This is a genomic window from Mycobacteriales bacterium, assembly GCA_035504215.1.
Classification (GTDB): Bacteria; Actinomycetota; Actinomycetes; order JAFAQI01; family JAFAQI01; genus DATAUK01.
Genome location: DATJSI010000092.1, coordinates 1 through 16,883 on the forward strand (window position 1 = coordinate 1; position 16,883 = coordinate 16,883).

Consider the following 16,883-nt stretch of genomic DNA (forward strand, 5'->3'; position numbering starts at 1 on the left):
ACCGCGCCGATAGACCATGAGCGACCGGTTGAAGGTGATCACCACCTTGCCTTCGGCGGTGTAACCCGTGCTGTGGACGGTCACGATGCCGACGTCGGGCCGGCTGCCCGACGCGCGCGCGGCGACGACCTCGGATGCGGAGTAGACCGTCTCGCCCTCGAACAACGGGTTCGGCAACCGGACGTCGTCCCAGCCGAGGTTCGCGAACACGTTCTGGGAGACGTCGAGGACGGACTGTCCGGTGACGAGAGCAAGCGTGAAAGCCGAGTTGACGAGTGGCCGCCCGTAGTGCGTCTGGCTCGCGTAGTGCGCGTCGACGTGAACTCGCGCGGTGTTCTGGGTCAGCAACGAGAACCACGAGTTGTCCGTCGCGGTGACCGTGCGCCCGAACGGATGGCGATAGACGTCGCCGACCTCGAAGTCCTCGAAGTAGCGGCCCTCCCAGCCGGTGGGTTGGGTCATCGGATCGCTCCTGCTGCCGCTTCGGCGGGCGACATGAGGCTCGCGAAGCGCGCCGCGTCGATGTTGCCGCCGGAGATCACCACGCCGATGCGACCGCACGCCTCGATCCGGCCGTTCAGAAGGGCGGCGACGCCCACCGCGCCGCTCGGCTCCACGACCAGCTTCATCCGCTCGAACAGGAACCTCATCGCGTCGGCGATCTCCGCGTCGCTCACGACGACCACCCCGTCGACGAGCTCGCGGTTGATCGCGAAGGTCAACACTCCGGGCTGCTCCGCTGCCAACCCGTCGGCGATCGTGTGCGGTACGTCGATCCGCACGCGCTCGCCGGCCCGCATCGACTGCTCGTGGTCGTTGCCCGCTTCGGGCTCGACGCCGATGACGCGCGTCGCGGGCACTCGGCCCTTGACCGCGGTCGAGACGCCGGCCATCAGGCCGCCGCCACCCAGCGGGCCCACCACGGCGTCGAGCGGACCGGCCTGCTCGACCAGCTCGAGCCCGACCGTGCCCTGACCGGCCATGACATCCGGATGGTCGTACGGCGGGACGATGGTGAGCCCGCGCTCGGCCGCAAGCGCCTCACCCAGCGCGGTGCGGTCCGCGGTGTAACGGTCGTAGCTGACCACTTCCGCGCCGTACCCTTCGACAGCCCGGCGCTTGCCTTCCGGCGTGTCGAGCGGCATCAGGACCGTGGCGGTTGTACCGAACTCGCGGGCCGCGATGGCCACCGCCTGGCCGTGGTTGCCGGAGGAGTAGGTGGCAATCCCGCGCGCCCGCAGATCGGCGGGCAGGGCGCACACCGCGTTATAAGCGCCACGGAACTTGAAGGCGCCACCTCGCTGGAAGCTCTCGCACTTCAGGTAAACCTGAGCGCCAACGGCTTCGTCGAGCGTGGTCGATGTCAACACGGGTGTCCGGTGGGCGTGACCGCGCAGCCGCTCGGCTGCGGCTTCGACGTCGGCAAGGCTCAAGCGATCGCTCACGGTGAGCAGAATCTCACGCCGCAGGTTGCGGCAGGATGATGCCGCCAGCCGGATCAAAGGGGGTTGCTAGGTGCTCCTCACCCACGACGAACGCGATGTCGTCGACATCGTTCGCCGCTTCGTCGACGACCGGGTGAAGCCGGTCGCGCACGACTTGGAACGGTCCGACACCTATCCCGAGCAGCTCATCGACGCGATGAAGGAGATGGGGATCTTCGGGCTCGCGATTCCCGAGCCGTACGGCGCAACGCTGGTGTCGACCCCGTGCTTCGCTGCCGTGACGATCGAGCTGGCCCGCGGCTGGATGAGCCTGGCCGGCGCGATGGGTTCGCACACGGTGGTCGCGACGCTGCTCGCGAAGTTCGGGACCGAGGAGCAGAAGCAGCGCTACCTGCCACGGATGGCCACCGGTGAGATCCGCGCCGCGATGGCACTGACCGAGCCCGGCGGCGGGTCCGATCTGCAAGCACTGCGCACCGTCGCCCGCCGCGACGGTGACAGCTACGTCGTCAATGGCGCAAAAGCGTGGATCACGAATGCTCAGCGCGCGGCGCTGATCGCGTTGCTGTGCAAGACCGATCCCGATGCCGACCCCGCGCACGCGGGGATCAGCATCCTGCTCGTCGAGAAGCAGGACGGTCTCACCGTCGGTAGTCCCCTTCCGAAGTTGGGGTACCGCGGGGTCGAGACCTGCGAGCTGTCCTTCGACGACTACCGCGCTCCGGTCGCCTCGCTGCTCGGGGCAGCGGAGGGCCAAGGGTTCGCGCAGATGATGACCGGCCTCGAGATCGGCCGGATCCAGGTCGGTGCCAGAGCGGTCGGGGTCGCGCAGGCTGCGTTCGACGACTCCTTCGCCTATGCCCAGCAACGCGAGAGCTTCGGCAAGCCGATCTGGCAGCACCAGTCGATCGGCAACTACCTCGCGGACATGGCCACGAGGATCACCGCCGCCCGCCTGCTCGTGCTGGAGGCGGCGGCGCGGCTCGATGCGGGCGAACGCTGCGATCTCGAGGCCGGGATGGCCAAGCTGTTCGCCTCCGAGATCTGCATGGAGGCCGCTCTCACCGCGATCCGGATTCACGGCGCGCACGGCTACTCGACCGACGTCGACGTGGAGCGCTACTTCCGCGACGCGCCCCTGATGATCGTCGGCGAAGGCACCAACGAGATCCAGCGCAATGTCATCGCCCGCCAGCTCGTGCAGCGTGGTGGGCTGCCGTACTAGTCGGATGCACCACCGTCGCCCACGGGTGGCGCTGCCCTGCCGCGGGTAGCGTCCGATCATGCGAGTGACGATCATCGGGCTGGGCAAGATCGGGCATGCGTTCGCCGGGCGGGCGCTGGACAAGGGCCACGAGGTCACGGTCTGGAACCGGACCGCCGGCGTCGGGGCGGATCTCGACGAAGCCGGCGCGACCCGGGCGGACAGCATCGCGGACGCCTGCAAGGCGGCCGAGGTCGTGCATGTCGTGGTCGCGGACGACGCGGCGGTGGAAGCGGTCTGCCTCGGGCCGGACGGAGTGCTGAGCGCGCTCGGGCCGGACGGAGTGCTCGCCAACCACAGCACGGTGTCGCCCGGCCTGGCGCGCCGGTTGGCGGCCGACGGCCCCGACGGGCGTGTCCTCGACGCGCCGGTCATGGGATCGCCCTCGCTGGTCGCGGAGGGCGGCTCGCGGCTGCTGATCGGTGGCGACGAGACCACCGTGAACCGGCTGGCGCCGCTCTGGGACGACCTCGCCGCCGGCTACACCTACTGTGGTGGCCCCGGCACCGGCGCGACAGTCAAGATCCTGTCCAACCTCCAGCTCGTCGTCGGGGTGACGGCGATGGCGGAGGGCATCCGGATCGCCCGGGCCCATGGCCTGCCCGACGAGCTGGTCGAGTCGGTCTTCGGCGGCTCCCCTGTCACGAGCAAGGCCACCCAGCAACGACTCGGGTCGTTGCTGTCCGCGGACCACGACGGGTGGTTCCCGCCGTACCTCGCCCGCAAGGATGTCCGGCTCGCGGTCGCGTTGGCCACCGAGGGCGGAGTGCCGGTCGAGCTCGGGCCGGCGACCGACCGGCTGCTCACGACCGTGGTGGACTCCGGCACGGACTGGCCGGACTTCACCGCGGTGATCGAGGCACTCGCGCCGGGCGGCTGAGCCCGATCGGGGCCGCGCCGCCGGCTCACGGAACCAGCGCAGAGACCTTCTTCGGCACGCACATCCGCCAAGCCTCGACCAGCAGTTCCCGCAGCTCGACCTCGTCGATCTCAGCGAGCCGCACCCGCACCCAGTTGTAGCGCTCGTCCGAGCGGACCGGCATCAGGAACTTCTCCGGCTCGGCGGCAACCAGCGCCACGCGCTCCTCTTTCGGGAACCCGAAGCCCATCAGCGTCTCGTCGGGTGACACGGAGGCATAGACCAGGCTGCGGATCCGGAACTTCACGTGGTCGCGGATCAGGTGCTCTTCGGTGCGCGGGAGAGCGAGCGCGATCGCGCGGATGTCCTCGAGGTCGACGCCTTTCACGCAGCCGACGGTAACGGCCGGCACCGACAGGACACCGGACGCTCAGTCGGCCACGTCGGCCAGCGAGCTGGCCCGGATCCCTGCGCTCCACTTCTCCTCGATCCGGCCGAACCGCCAGATCGCGAGCGCGAGGACCCAGGTCACGACGAACAAACCGACAATGATGAAGCCGAGGGTGTTGATATCCGCATTCTGCATGTCGGTCCAGAAGCGGCCGTTGATGTTCAACTGCTGAGAGAGCAGGCCGAGCAACTCGACCGTGCCGATGACCAGCGCGACGATCACCGACAGCGTCGTGATCGTGATGTTGTAGTAGACCTTGCGGACCGGCTTGGAGAAGGCCCAGCCGTAGGCGAAGTTCATGAACGTGCCGTCGATGGTGTCGAATAGGCACATGCCGGCCGCGAAGAGCACCGGCAGGCAGAGGATCGCGTACCACGGCAGGCCGCTGGCGGCGCCGGCGGATGCGAGCACGAGCAACGCCACCTCGGTGGCGGTGTCAAAGCCGAGGCCGAACAGCACACCCACCGGGTACATCTGCCCGGGTTTGGTGATCGACTTCATGATCGGACGAAGGATTCGGTTCATCAGCCCGCGGTTGTTCAGGTGCTGCTCGAGGGTCTCTTCGTCGTAGACCCCACGGCGAATATCGCGGAAGACCTTCACGATCCCCACGAGGATGATCACGTTGATCACGGCAATGATGTACAGGAACGTGCCGGACACGCTTGTGCCGATGAGTCCCGTGTAGTGGTGAAGGCCCGAGTTGTCGTTCTTGACCGGCCCGACCAACGCCCGCACGCCAAGAGACAACAGGAAGGCGAGCGCGAACACGATCGTCGAGTGGCCGAGGGAGAACCAGAAGCCGACCGACATCGGTCGCTGACCATCGTTCATCAGCTTTCGGGTGGTGTTGTCGATCGCGGCGATGTGGTCGGCGTCGAAGGCGTGCCGCATGCCCAGGGTGTACGCCGTGACGCCGATCCCGACCCCGAAGGTCTTGGTGCCGAGGCTGTAGTGATGCGGCGAAACCAAGGCGACGACGGTGAACCACCCGATCACGTTCAGCGCAATGATCACCGAGGCCATGCCGGCGAGCTTCGCCCACTCGGTGCGCGACAGGCCCTGACGGATCTGGGCCAGCTTCGCTGGCGGCATTAATCCATCCTGCCCTAACTGCGACAGTGTCGCAACCAGCAGGGCCGGCCGGTACGGCGAAAACCCGTCTTCTGTGGACGATGCGGTGGATGACCCGGTGGATGAGTGGATCTTGCTGGGGGTAAATACGGCGTCGGTTGTGGACATCGTGTGGACGCAAAAAGATCTTGAAAAAAGTTCGCGAAACCTCTTGTGCCCGTGGGTCGCACCCACTAGACATTCACCTGTCACCGGGAAGCCGGAGGCCGGGTCAGAGGAAACTCTGATCACGTCAGGGGAGACTCTGACACGAGCGGTGAGTCGGGAAACCGGATCACCGAGCGGGGCTTCAGGGCACCGGTACCGGCAAGGCAACGCACGGTAGCCGAGCAATCGGCTTACCGGTGCAGCGGAGCCGAGTGAGGCCCCTCCAACTCATACTTGGAGGGGCCTCACGCCATTCTGCCCAACATCTTCTGCGCGACCGGGCAGCGACACACTGAAGATCGCGCGAATTCTCCGCTACTGCGTGATGACCGCTTGCGGCTCGCGCGCCCTCGTAGCGTTGAGGTCGAGATGGAGCACACCGATGCATTGCCGGCGCAAAGCGGTGTCCATCTGGTCGAGTGGGCGTGCGAGTTCGCCGGCACCGCCGCGTTGCTCGTCGGTGGGTTGTCGGCCGTGTGTTTCGACTTCGGCCCGGGAACGCCGTTGCACGCCGTGCCGCATTCCGCCCGGCTGCTGATCACCGGCTTGCTGTTCGCCGGCACCGGCAGCCTGATCGCGATCAGCCCGCCGGGCCGGCGCAGCGGCGCGCACATCAACCCGGTCGTCACGCTGGCCTTCTGGACCCAGCGCAAGGTCCACCCGCACGACGTCTTCGGCTACGTGATCGCCCAGTGCACGGGAGCCATCCTCGGGGCCGCGATCGTGCGACTGCTGTGGCAGCACAAGGCAAGCGTTCTCGATGTCGGCGCAACGACACCGGGACGCGGGCTGTCGGATCCCGAAGCAGCGCTCGTCGAGGCGCTCATGACGGCAATCCTCATCATCACCATTCTGTTCATGACCTCGAGCGCTCGGACCGCACGGTGGACACCGCTCGTGCTGTGGCTGGTGATCGCGACCCTCGTCTGGCAGGGCGCGCCCTACACCGGCACAAGCTTGAACCCGGCGCGCAGCCTCGGTCCCGCGCTCGTCGCGCCACTGTGGTCGCACTTCGAGGTGTACGTCGCCGGACCGCTGCTCGGCGGCGCGGTCGCGGTCGCGGTGTTCGCGGCGTTTCGCGACCGGCACGTGCTCACTGCCAAGCTGTTCCACGATCCGGCGTACCCGTCGACGTTGGCGACCAGCCTGCCGACGGCTCCCGGTCCGGACGCCGCCCGCAGACTTTCCGGTTCAGCCGGCTGAGCAGAGCGCGTCGCGATGAAGCCCTTACTACTCAGGACCCGGGGCACTCCATGTCGACCCAAGCAGTCAGTGCGGCGCCAGCGTTGCGCAGCTTGACGTTCGTGCCCAGACCTTGGAGAGACTTCGCCATCGACTGCAGGCTGGTCGCCTTCGACATGATCGAAACCATCCGCGAGTACGCCGCCTGGACGGTCCGCAGGTCGCCCTGCAGAGAGCTCGGCACTTGCGGCGAGAGCACGCCGATGTCGTGCGAAACCGCAGTGAACACCCGGACCAGGTTGGCCTTGTACGTCGCGAACGACGTCCCGCCTCCGGTGGCGAGCTCGTGCTCGATGGCGAGGATCTGCGCCTTGTAGGCGGTGCCTTCGTGGCACAGCGATCCGGTGCCCGTCACCGGCGGCACCGATGGCGAGCTGGCGGCGGTGGCCGGACTCGACACAGCGGTTGACGGGCTCGACGCGGCCGCCGCGGGCGTGGACGGCGGCGCGCCGGCACTCGGGCTGCTCGATGAGCTGCACGCGCTCAGGAAGAACAGCCCGCACAGTGCAACGGCTCCGAACGCATGACGAACGCGCATGGCTACCCCACCCCTGATCTTGCCCTCCGCAGGAGCGTAACCGCCTGTGCTGCGTCAGCCGCCGAACTCGGCCGGGCGGTGGCGACTGGCGATCTCGAAAAGCAGGATCGTTGCGGCATTCGCGACATTCAGCGAGTCGACGCCGTTGCTCATCGGGATCGAGACCGAGCCCTCGACGTGTGGCGCCCAGTCGCGATGGATGCCGTAGCGCTCGCTGCCCAGGACCAACGCCACGCGGGAGCGATAGGCCATTGCCTTATAAGTCGTCTGCGCGCGGGTGTCCGTACCAAGGACTTGTACGTCGTACTCGTGCAGCCAGGCGGCGGCCTCGTCGATGGAGCAGTCGAGCATCGGCATCGTGAGTGACGCGGCCATGCTCGCGTGGATCAGGCGCGGGTGACTCAGCCGCACGCGCCGGTTGGTGAGCAGCACCGCCGCCGCTCCCGCCGCCTGTGCCGAGCGCACCGCGGTGCCGACGTTGCCGAGCACCTCCAGCCCGTCCAGCACCAGGACCAGCGCAGGGTCGCCGAGTACGACGTCCGTGAGCTGCCATTGCCGGGACACCGCGATCGCCGCGAGGCCGTCCCATGAGTCTCGATCGCTGATCCGTGTGGCCAGCCGGTCGGCGACGGCGTACGCAGGCGCGCCGGTGCGCTCCGCCCGGGTGAACACGTCGATCGCACGGTTCCCGCGAAAGCGTTCCGGTGAAACCAGCAGGGCGATCAGCTCGAGGCCCGCGTCGAGACCGGACTCGAGCTCCCACAACCCGCTGAGCACGATCAGCCGTTGCGGGTTCGGCTTGCTGTTGTTCTGGATCGCGAAGTACTGCGCGACCGCCGGATGCTTCGGACCGGCCGTCGGCAGCCGCGACCAACGCTCGTCGCCGCCGGCACCCGTCATCGCCGCGACCCTAGTCGGCTGACGGCGAGGGTAGGGCTAGACGATGCCGGCGACGCCGCCCTTGACCATGCGGCCCGCGATGATCGCGCGCTGGATCTCGCTGGTGCCTTCCCAGATCCGCTCGACCCGCAGTTCGCGGTAGAAGCGCTCCGCGACGTTCTCGCGCATGTACCCGCGGCCGCCGTACACCTGCACGGCGCGGTCGGCAATCCGATGCGCAGCTTCCGAGGCGTAAAGCTTCGCCATCGAGCATTGAGCATGCTGGACCTTCAGGTCACGGCCTTCGTCGGCGCCGCGGGCCGCCTCGTAGGTGATCATCCGCGCCGCGAACAGCTCGGTGATGCTGTCGGCGAGCATCGCCTGGATCGCGCCGTAGGTCGCGATCGGAACTCCCCCGACCACCCGCTCCTTCGCGAACTCGGTCATCTCCTCGACCAGTCGCTGCGCCGCACCGACACACCGGGCAGCGACCATCATGCGCTCGAAGCGGAACCACTCGTACGCGAACCGCATGCCGTCGCCCTCGGCGCCGACCAGGTTGGCGGCCGGCACCCGGACGCCCTCGAAGCACACGATCGGGTGGTGATGGCTGATGGTGTGCGAGTAGGCCGGCGTCCGCACCACGGTCACACCCGCCGAGGGCAGGTCGACGAGGAACATCGCATGGGCGCCCTCGTTGGGGCCGCCCACCAGCTTGGCCTGGAAGAACGCGTAGTCCGCCGTGTTGTACGACGTCACGTGCCACTTCTCGCCATCGAGCACGTAGTCGTCGCCGTCCTTGCGCGCGGTCGCGACGATGTCGTCCACGTCCGAGCCCGCCCCGGCTTCGGTGATCGCGTAGCACTCCTCGCGGTCGCCGGACACCGTCGGTCGTAGCCAGATGTCGCGCTGGCGCTCGGTAGCGACGTCGACGAACCACGACGGCGGTGTCGACGCGACCCAGCCGAGGGCGTTCGTGACTCGCCCCATCTGCTCCTGTACGAGCACCTGCTGGATGCTCGTCAGGCCCTGACCGCCGAGCTCGACCGGGATGTTGGTGGCACACAGGCCGAGCTCTTTCGCCCGCTCGCGCTGGGCCTTGAGGACCGGCTCGGGGAGCACGCCGTCGTTCATCTCCGCTTCGACTTCGTGCGGGATGAGCTCGTCGGCGAAGGTCCGGGCGCGGTCCTGAAGCTCGAGGTCTGCGGTGGACAACGCGTACATCGACAGCGCCCCTTCCGGGTCTTGACTGACTGTTCAGTCTATGCGAGCGTTCGGCCCGTGCCAACGGCGTCGGACGCTCCACTCTCCACCGCCGACGCGGTGGTCGTGGGCGGCGGCACGATCGGCGGCTGGTGCGCCTATTTTCTCCGCCGTAGCGGGTTGGACAAGGTCGTCGTGGTCGAGAAGGACCAGCTCGGCCAGGGCGCGAGCAGCCGCGCGGCGGGCATCGTCCGCAGCCAGGGCGGCACTCGCTGGGCGGTGGATCTCGCGGAGTGGTCGCGCGAGTTCTACCTGTCGCAGGCGGAACAGCTCGGCGTCGACTCGGGCTTCACCCGCCAGGGCTACTTCCTGCCGTGCTTCACCGACGCCGACCTCGCGGCGGCCGAGGCACGCATGGCGATGCAGCGCGAGGCCGGGCTCGACGTGCAGTGGCTGGACCCGGACGAGGCCGACCGGATCAACCCGACGATGGCACCGGGCAAGACACGGGGCGGCACCTACTTCGCCGGCGACGGCTACATCACCCCGCCCCGCAACGTGCTGGCCTACGCGGTCGCTCTCGCCCACGCCGGCGTCGAGGTGCGCGAGCACACGGCGTTCACCGGGCTGACGACGTGTGCCGGCCGGGTCACCGCCGTCGAGACGACCGCCGGACCGATCGCCACCGAGCGCGTCGTCCTCACCGGCGGCCCGAAGCTGCGTGCCGTCGGCGCGCTGGCCGGCATCCGCATCCCGGTCGGAGGCGTCCGCCACCAGGTCGCGGTGACCGAGCCGCACCCGGACTTCGAGCCCGACCGCGTGCCGATGGTCTTCGACCTGGTTGCCGGGCTCTACTGGCGGCCGGAGGAGCGCGGGCTGCTGTTCGGCATGAGCAACCCGGACGAACCCGAGGGCAAGGCGACCGAGATCGACCTGCCCTACCTCGAGCGGATGCGCGGTCGGCTGGCCGAGCTCGTGCCGGTCACGGAGAAGCTCGGGCTGCGGCGTACCTGGGCCGCGACCATCGACTTCACCCCCGATCATCTGCCGATCCTCGGCCCGGGTATCACCGCCGACGGCCCGCTCGACGGTGTCACCGTCGCGGCGCCGGGCGGGCACGGCATGATGTGGGGACCCGGTGTGGCCCGTGCCGCAGCGGACCTCGCTCTATCCGGTACGACGACCGTCACCGACTGCACCGATCTCGGCCTCGACCGTTTCGACCCCGAGGGCCGCAGCAAGCTGCCCGCCGACCCGATCGCCCTGCCGTTCCCGGAAAGGACCGCTTCGACATGAGTCATGCCGACACCGGCACCCCGCACCTGCACGCCATCGCCGACGGCGCCGAGCTCGAGGAATGGGGCCCCCTGGACGAGGCCAGCGATCCGGAGAACACCCCGATGACCACGTCCGGGCTCACCCTCTGGAACGACGGCACGCAGGAGGTCGGCATCTGGGAGTGCACTCCCGGGCCGTCGTACTGGGAGCTCGAGACCCACGAGGAGATCTACATCATCTCCGGCTCGATGACGGTGACCCGCGAGGGCGAGAAGTCACTCGACGTCGGCGCCGGCGACGCGGTCGTCTTCCCGCGCGGCTGGAAGGGCACCTGGCAGATCCACGAGACGCTCCGCAAGCTCTACGTCATCTTCTAGATCATCTTCTAGCGCTCCTGCGCAGCGCGCCGCAGCCGCGCGCTGCGGTGCAGCGGTGTTCGCGAACGGCAACGGCGGGTCGCAGCGCTGTGCCATCATGCGGCTGGATCGGATCGGGGGGCGGGGCAGTGAAACGGGGTCGGTTAGTCACGGTATTTGCGCTGGGCATCGCGTTGATGAGCGGGATGCCGGCGGCAGTCGCGACCGGTAGCGGGTTCACGCCGAAAACGGCACCATCGCTGAACGGCACCGGCAGCGGCCTACAGCTCAACGCGGTCTCTTGTTCCTCGCCCGGGAACTGTGTGGCAGTCGGGACCGACTCGGGCATCGGCGCGATCGACGTGGAGTCCGACGGCAAGTGGCGTGCCGTGCCGTCCGGCGCCCGCACCGGGGCATCTTCGACCGACCTCGTATCGGTGTCCTGTCCGGCCGCAGGAGCCTGCGTTGCGGTAGGGACGTCGGGCAGCCAAGGCGTGATCGAAACCCAGAAGGGCAGCTCCTGGAGCGGAACGCTGGCGACCGGCAGCGACGGCGCGCTCCTGTCGTCGTACCAGGGCTCGCTGTCGTCCGTGTCGTGTCCGGCCGCGGGGTCGTGCGCCGCCGTAGGGCAAGCGATCGTGAACAACCCGCACACCGGTCTGTTGGACACCGACGGGTTGATCGCGGACCTCGTCCCCTCCGGCAAGAAGAGCGTTTGGTCGGCGCGCAAGGCCCCTGAGTACTACAAGGACGCGCCCGAGGGCGCCTCGCTCGCGAGCGTCTCGTGCTCGAAGCCGGGGGAATGCCGCGCCGTCGGCTACGCACTGGACGACTCGTCGAACCACTACCAGTACGCACTGGTCGACGACGCAAAGAACTACGCCTGGTTCTACGGTTCGGCGGCCGTCCCGGCAGACACCGACGGCGGCTCAGCCGCCCTGCGGTCGATCTCGTGTATCGGCGACACGTTCATTTGCATGGCCAGCGGCTACTACCCCGAGAAGAACCACGGCGCGATGCCGATGATCCAGACGATCGACGCCGTCGACCACGCCCAGGTCACCGCCGGGCTCCTACCGATCGAGGATACGTCGGCGGAGCTGCTCGCGACGTCGTGCGCGTCCGACGGGACGTGCGAGTCGGTGGGAGATGCCTACGACAGCCCCGGGGACCCGACGTACGGATACGGCTGGGACGGCTACATCGTCAGCCACACGTACGGCGCACCTGCCGGCAAGAGCGCCGGGGTGGTCGCTTCGAACACCCGCAGCCCGGGAGACGCCAACACGGTGCAGCACAACGAAGCGCTGACCGCTGCGTCGTGCACGGTCGGTGGGGTCTGCATCGCCGTCGGCCACTATCTCGACACGAAGGGCTACGAGGCGGGTGTCATCGACACGCGCAAGTACGACAGCGACGGCAACATCACGAAGGAGACCGACGTCAGGGCCCCAGAGCCGGCGAACGACCCTTCGACCGACGACCAGGCCCTACTGAACGGCGTGAGCTGCAACAACTCGACGCACTGCGTTGCGGTGGGCAGCTACCTCAACGACAGCAATCCACACGGCGTGATCGAGTCGCTCGGCGGGGCGAGCCCGCCGCCGCCCACCATCACCCGCATCACGCCCGCGCACGGTCATCCGTCGGGCGGCACGAAGGTCACAATCAGCGGCCTGCAACTGGCGCATGTCACCGCGGTGAAGTTCGGCAACAAGTCCGGCACCGGGCTCCACGTGGTCAGCTCCACGGAGCTGACGGTCAAGGCGCCCGCTCACGCCGCCGGCGTTGTCAACGTGCGCGTGCTGACCGGTGGTGGGGTCAAGAGCTCAGTCACGGCCGCTGACCACTACACCTACGTCGACCGGCCGGTGGTCACGAACGTCAGCCCGGCGAAAGGCACCCATCACGGCGGAAACAAGGTGACCATCACCGGCCACCATCTGTCCGGCGCCACCAAGGTGAAGTTCGGCGGCGCTGCCGTCGGCCACGTGAAGGTTCTGTCGGCCGGCTCCATCGTCGTCACCGCACCCGCGCATTCGGTGGGCCAGGTCGACGTACGTGTCGTCACGAAGGGCGGCACCAGCAAGGCCGACAAGAACGACGCCTACCGCTTCACCTGACGGCCTGTCGATGGAGACGACGTCGTGATCTTGCAAGCCCGTTACCACGACTGAGGCTTGGTTCAGCCCGGGTCAGCCCTCCGGCTCTCGGTCGCTCTAACGCGGGTCTGCCGCCAAGCCCTTGGGCGCTGTCAGCTCGAGGTGGACGTCAACTGCGACGGCGCCCGAATCGCTGCACACCAACGGGTTGACCTCGATCGCGTCGAGGTCCTCACCCAGCTCGATGACGAGTTGCGACAGGGCAGCCGCGGCGCGCGCAACCGCGTCGACGTCCGCCGGCGGCCCGTGCCGCGGCGCCACCAGCAGCCGCTCGACCAGGGTCCGGGCTATCAGTTCGCGCGCGTGGCCGGCGTCCAGTGGCGGCAGGGTCGCGGCGCGATCGGCAACCTGCTCGACGAGCAACCCACCCGCACCGAGCAACAGGATCGGTCCGAGGTTCGGGTCACGCACCGCACCGAGCAGGATCTCGACGCCCGGTGGGACCTGACGGCTCACGACGGCGCGCGGACCGAGCCGCTCGCGCAGGTCGCGGTACGCCGCCATCAGCTCGTCGTCGTTCCCGATCCCGACGACCACTCCCCCGACGTCGGTCTTGTGCGCGATGTCCTCGTCGGTCTTCAGCACGACGGGATACCCGATCGCACTCCCAGCCGCGAGCACCGCGCCTTCATGGTCGACCGCGTGCGTCGTCGCAACGTCGATCCCGTAGTCGGCGAGCAGCGCGAACCGCTCCGCGGTCGACCGCAGTCCGGTGGACAGCCGCTCCCGCCACCGGGCGCGGCGCGCCTCATCGATCGTCGGCGGAGGTGCGGACCATCGCCGATCGCCGTGGTCGAGCAGGTGGCCGAGCGCGCGTAGGCCGCTGCGCGTCCCCTCGAGCACGGGGATGCCGGCCGCCCGCAGCTGCGCGGCGGCGCGCAGGTCGAGCGCCGACGGCATGTGACTCAGTACGACGACCGGCAGCTCGGTGCCCGCGGCGGCCCGTCGTACCGCGTCGCGGTAGGACTCGTCGCCATCGAGCTCCTCGATGAGGTCGACCGCGAGCGCGACCGCGCGGACATCGTCGTCGCCCGCAAGGTCGAGCAGCACGTCGCCGAACAGGTCCTCGGTGTCGGCGCCGTTGCCCCACACGTCGAGCGGGTTCGTGGCGATCAACCCAGGGTCGAGCCGTTCGGCGACCTGCGCGAGCGTCGGCTCCGACACCTCCGCAAACGGCACCCGCGCCGCCGCAGCGACATCGACGATCAGCGCGCGCTCGGCACCGGAGTCGAGCACCGCGGCGATGCCGCTGGCCGGCCCGCGCCGCGGCCGCGCGCGACGACCGGCCGCGAACAGCTCGACCGTGTCCAGCAGCTCGCCGAGGTCGGCGACCAGGTGCAGCCCGTGGGCATCGGCGAGCGCCTCCCAGGCAGCGGTCCCGCCCGCGACCGCTCCGGAATGCGCCGCAACCATCGAGCGGCCGCGCTCACTGGTGCCCACCGGCAACACGACCACCGGCACCTCCTGCTCGGCCGCACGATCGAGCGCCGCCCGCAGCGCGAGGGTTTCACGCATGGTCTCGAGCACCAGCGCGACGACCTGGGTCCGCTCGAGCGCGAGCATGTACTCCAGGTACGCCGCGGTGGTCGTCACGAGCTCCTGACCGGAGGACACCGCAAGGGTGAAGCCGAGGCCGCGACGAGCCCGCAGCACTGCCGAGAACACCGAGCCCGAGTGGGTCACCATCGCGACTGGTCCGGGCGGGATCGGGTCGGGCTCGAGGTAGCCCATCGCGCGAACGCCGGACGTGACGTTCACGAAGCCCATGCACCCGCCGCCGCACAGCTGCATCGACGCGTCGCGGGCAATCGCGGCAAGCCGGGTGCGGAGGGACGGCAGCCCGTCGATCGGCGGCTCGTAGGCGTTGCCGAAGATCACTGCCGCGCGGTCGCCGCGCTTCGCGGCGATCGACAGCTCACCCTCGAGCGCGCCGTCGCCGACGCCGAGCAGTACGAGGTCGATCGCGTCACCGATCTCCGCCAGCGACGGGAAGCACGGGCGCCCGGCGATCTCGGCGTACCGCGGGTTGACCAGGTGGACGCTGATGTCCGCCGGACTGCGCAAGACCTCGGTGACCATGCGCTCGCCGAAGCTGCCCGGGCGCGGACTCGCACCCACGACCGCGATGCTGCGCGGCTCCAGCAGGCAGCGCAGCGCCTCCCGGTCACCCGGCCGCGCGCTCATCCCCGCTTGGACGGCAGCAAGCCGGCGACCCGCTGCCGGTTGGCCGCGGACTTGCTGTCCTTGATCGCCGCCTTCGCCGCCTGCCAACCCGGGATGCCGCACACGCCGCCGCCGGCGTGGGTCGCCGAGCTGGCGTAGTACAGGCCCTTGATCGGAGTGCGGTAGTCGGCGTATCCCGGTGCAGGCCGCATGTGGAACAGCTGCTCGATCGAGAGCTCGCCGTGGAAGATATTGCCGCCCACCAGGCCGTACTCGTGCTCCATCTCATAGGGCCCGACCACGTCGCGATGCAGGATCGAGCTCTTGAAGTTCGGCGCGAGCTCGTTGTAGCAGTCGATCATCCGGTCGGCGTACGCCTCGAGCTCTTCCTGGTGCGGTTCCTCGCTCCAGGTCTCCGGCACCCACTGGGTGAACAGCGACATGATGTGCGTGCCCTCCGGGCACAGCGTGCGGTCGAACGTCGACGGGATGACGCCGTCGCTGAACGGACGCACCGCCGCCTTGCCGTTACGGGCGTCCTGGAAGGCCTCTTCCATGTACTCGATCGTCGGTGCCATCTCGACCGAGCCGGTGTGGTGCTCCTGCAGGTTGGTGCCCGGGTCCGCGATGAAGTCCGGCAGCTCGGCGAGCGCGAGGTTGATCTTCACGACCCCGCTGCGGGTCTTCCAGGTCTCGATGTCGCGCACGAAGTCGGTCGGCAGGTTGCCGGGCCCGACATGGTCGAGGAACGCGGTCCGCGGGTGGAGGCTGGTCACCACGACCGGCGCACGCAGCTCGTCGCCGTTGGCGAGTACGGCGCCCTGCACCCGGCCGCCTTCGACCAGCAGGCTCGCGACCGGCGAGTTGAGCTTGATCTCGGCGCCGAAGCTGCGCGCCGACCGCTCGATCGAGTCCGCGACGGCGCCCATGCCGCCTTCGGGGAAGCCCCAGTTGCCGAGGTGGCCGTCGCCGATGTCACCGATCGAGTGGTGCGCCATGACGTACGCCGTACCGGGCTCGCACGGGCCGGCCCAGGTGCCGATGACGCCGTTCACGGCCATCGCACCCTTGACCTGCGGCGACTCGAACCAGTCGTCGAGAAGATCCGCGATGCTCATCGACATCAGCCGGGTGATGTCACCGATCGTGCGGACGTTGACACCGCGGTGGCGCCAGGCCAGCCGGAGGGTGTCGACGAGGTCGGCCGGTTTCTTCGAGCCGAGCTTCGGCGGAACGGTGAGCAGCAGCGGGCCGAGGACGTCGGCGAGCCCGCCCATCCAGGCGTCCCACTCGATCATCGCGTCGGCGTCCTTCTTGGACCACTTCGAGATTTCCTCGTAGTTGCGCTTGGCGTCGTCGGCGAGGATCTTGATCGAACCGCCGTCCGGGAAGGCCTGGTAGTACGGACCCATCGGGTAGACCTTGTAACCGTGCCGCTCGAGCGAGAGCTCGCGCATGATCGTCGGCGGCAGCAGGCTCATCACGTAGGACAGCCGGGTGACCTTGAACTCCGGCGCGTCCGGCCACGGGCTTTCGGTGGTCGACGCGCCGCCGGTCTTGTGGCGGGACTCGAGCACCACCGTCTTCGCACCGCTTCGGGCGAGGTACGCCGCTGCGACCAGTCCGTTGTGCCCGCCACCGACGACGATCGCGTCGTAGTTGCTGCTCACCATGTCCGTCTCCGCTGTCATCGAGCGCCCGAATCGGGTTTGACTGAATGTTCAGTCTAGGAACTGATAAGGTCCAGGACAAGAACTCGCGG

At 68.7% G+C, this 16,883-nt stretch carries 16 protein-coding genes; 7 read left to right on the forward strand and 9 right to left on the reverse strand.

Going from position 1 to position 16,883, the window contains the following annotated elements; translation table 11 throughout:
- Both VME70_11500 and VME70_11505 read right to left on the reverse strand, forming a co-directional pair.
- Window positions 1–462: MaoC family dehydratase (locus VME70_11500; protein HTW20822.1), on the reverse strand; the 462-nt coding region annotated here is incomplete at its 3' end.
- Window positions 459–1,445 carry a pyridoxal-phosphate dependent enzyme gene (locus VME70_11505; GenBank protein HTW20823.1) on the reverse strand — a complete coding sequence of 329 codons (987 nt, stop codon included), beginning with the start codon at window positions 1,443–1,445 and terminating at the stop codon, window positions 459–461. The genes VME70_11500 and VME70_11505, both read right to left, overlap by 4 nt.
- A 70-nt stretch (window positions 1,446–1,515) precedes the next feature.
- Between VME70_11505 and VME70_11510 the strand changes: the two genes are divergently transcribed.
- Window positions 1,516–2,670, forward strand: coding sequence for an acyl-CoA dehydrogenase family protein (locus VME70_11510; GenBank protein HTW20824.1), 1,155 nt, complete (start codon window positions 1,516–1,518; stop codon window positions 2,668–2,670).
- 58 nt (window positions 2,671–2,728) lie between these two features.
- The gene (locus VME70_11515) at window positions 2,729–3,589 is read left to right on the forward strand and encodes an NAD(P)-dependent oxidoreductase (GenBank protein ID HTW20825.1); all 861 of its coding nucleotides are present in this window, start codon (window positions 2,729–2,731) and stop codon (window positions 3,587–3,589) included.
- A gap of 25 nt (window positions 3,590–3,614) precedes the next feature.
- Here the strand turns inward: VME70_11515 and VME70_11520 are convergent, their stop codons facing one another.
- Together VME70_11520 and VME70_11525 are read right to left on the reverse strand one after the other, a co-directional pair.
- Complete coding sequence (locus VME70_11520; GenBank protein HTW20826.1) at window positions 3,615–3,956, reverse strand: MmcQ/YjbR family DNA-binding protein; 342 nt, start codon at window positions 3,954–3,956, stop codon at window positions 3,615–3,617.
- Window positions 3,957–3,998: 42 nt separating this feature from the next.
- Window positions 3,999–5,114 carry a HoxN/HupN/NixA family nickel/cobalt transporter gene (locus VME70_11525; GenBank protein HTW20827.1) on the reverse strand — a complete coding sequence of 372 codons (1,116 nt, stop codon included), beginning with the start codon at window positions 5,112–5,114 and terminating at the stop codon, window positions 3,999–4,001.
- A gap of 555 nt (window positions 5,115–5,669) precedes the next feature.
- Between VME70_11525 and VME70_11530 the strand changes: the two genes are divergently transcribed.
- Entirely contained in the window at window positions 5,670–6,503 is an 834-nt protein-coding gene (locus tag VME70_11530) for an aquaporin (protein ID HTW20828.1), read from the forward strand.
- 31 nt (window positions 6,504–6,534) lie between these two features.
- On the opposite strand, the gene VME70_11535 is transcribed toward VME70_11530, so the two are convergent.
- On the reverse strand, window positions 6,535–6,897 hold the full coding sequence (locus VME70_11535) for a hypothetical protein (GenBank protein HTW20829.1): 363 nt from the start codon (window positions 6,895–6,897) through the stop codon (window positions 6,535–6,537).
- Between VME70_11535 and VME70_11540 the strand changes: the two genes are divergently transcribed.
- On the forward strand, window positions 6,887–7,069 hold the full coding sequence (locus VME70_11540) for a hypothetical protein (protein ID HTW20830.1): 183 nt from the start codon (window positions 6,887–6,889) through the stop codon (window positions 7,067–7,069). The two genes, VME70_11535 and VME70_11540, sit on opposite strands and share 11 nt — an antisense overlap.
- Before the next feature lie 65 nt (window positions 7,070–7,134).
- Here VME70_11540 and VME70_11545 read toward each other — a convergent pair whose 3' ends face one another.
- Window positions 7,135–7,980: a TrmH family RNA methyltransferase gene (locus VME70_11545; GenBank protein ID HTW20831.1), complete on the reverse strand. Its 846-nt coding sequence runs from the start codon at window positions 7,978–7,980 to the stop codon at window positions 7,135–7,137.
- Window positions 7,981–8,016: 36 nt separating this feature from the next.
- A complete protein-coding gene (locus VME70_11550) occupies window positions 8,017–9,183 on the reverse strand; it encodes an acyl-CoA dehydrogenase family protein (GenBank protein HTW20832.1) in 1,167 nt (388 codons plus the stop codon).
- Window positions 9,184–9,240: 57 nt separating this feature from the next.
- Between VME70_11550 and VME70_11555 the strand changes: the two genes are divergently transcribed.
- From VME70_11555 to VME70_11565, 3 genes are all read left to right on the forward strand, one after another.
- Entirely contained in the window at window positions 9,241–10,458 is a 1,218-nt protein-coding gene (locus VME70_11555; protein ID HTW20833.1) for an FAD-binding oxidoreductase, read from the forward strand.
- Window positions 10,455–10,817: a cupin domain-containing protein gene (locus VME70_11560; protein HTW20834.1), complete on the forward strand. Its 363-nt coding sequence runs from the start codon at window positions 10,455–10,457 to the stop codon at window positions 10,815–10,817. The genes VME70_11555 and VME70_11560 overlap by 4 nt, the downstream gene beginning before the upstream one ends.
- A 302-nt stretch (window positions 10,818–11,119) precedes the next feature.
- Complete coding sequence (locus tag VME70_11565) at window positions 11,120–12,919, forward strand: IPT/TIG domain-containing protein (GenBank protein HTW20835.1); 1,800 nt, start codon at window positions 11,120–11,122, stop codon at window positions 12,917–12,919.
- A 96-nt stretch (window positions 12,920–13,015) separates the two neighbouring features.
- On the opposite strand, the gene VME70_11570 is transcribed toward VME70_11565, so the two are convergent.
- Both VME70_11570 and VME70_11575 read right to left on the reverse strand, forming a co-directional pair.
- Window positions 13,016–15,142 carry an acetate--CoA ligase family protein gene (locus VME70_11570; protein ID HTW20836.1) on the reverse strand — a complete coding sequence of 709 codons (2,127 nt, stop codon included), beginning with the start codon at window positions 15,140–15,142 and terminating at the stop codon, window positions 13,016–13,018.
- On the reverse strand, window positions 15,139–16,812 hold the full coding sequence (locus tag VME70_11575) for an NAD(P)/FAD-dependent oxidoreductase (protein ID HTW20837.1): 1,674 nt from the start codon (window positions 16,810–16,812) through the stop codon (window positions 15,139–15,141). The genes VME70_11570 and VME70_11575 overlap by 4 nt, the downstream gene beginning before the upstream one ends.
- Window positions 16,813–16,883 lie beyond the last annotated feature (71 nt).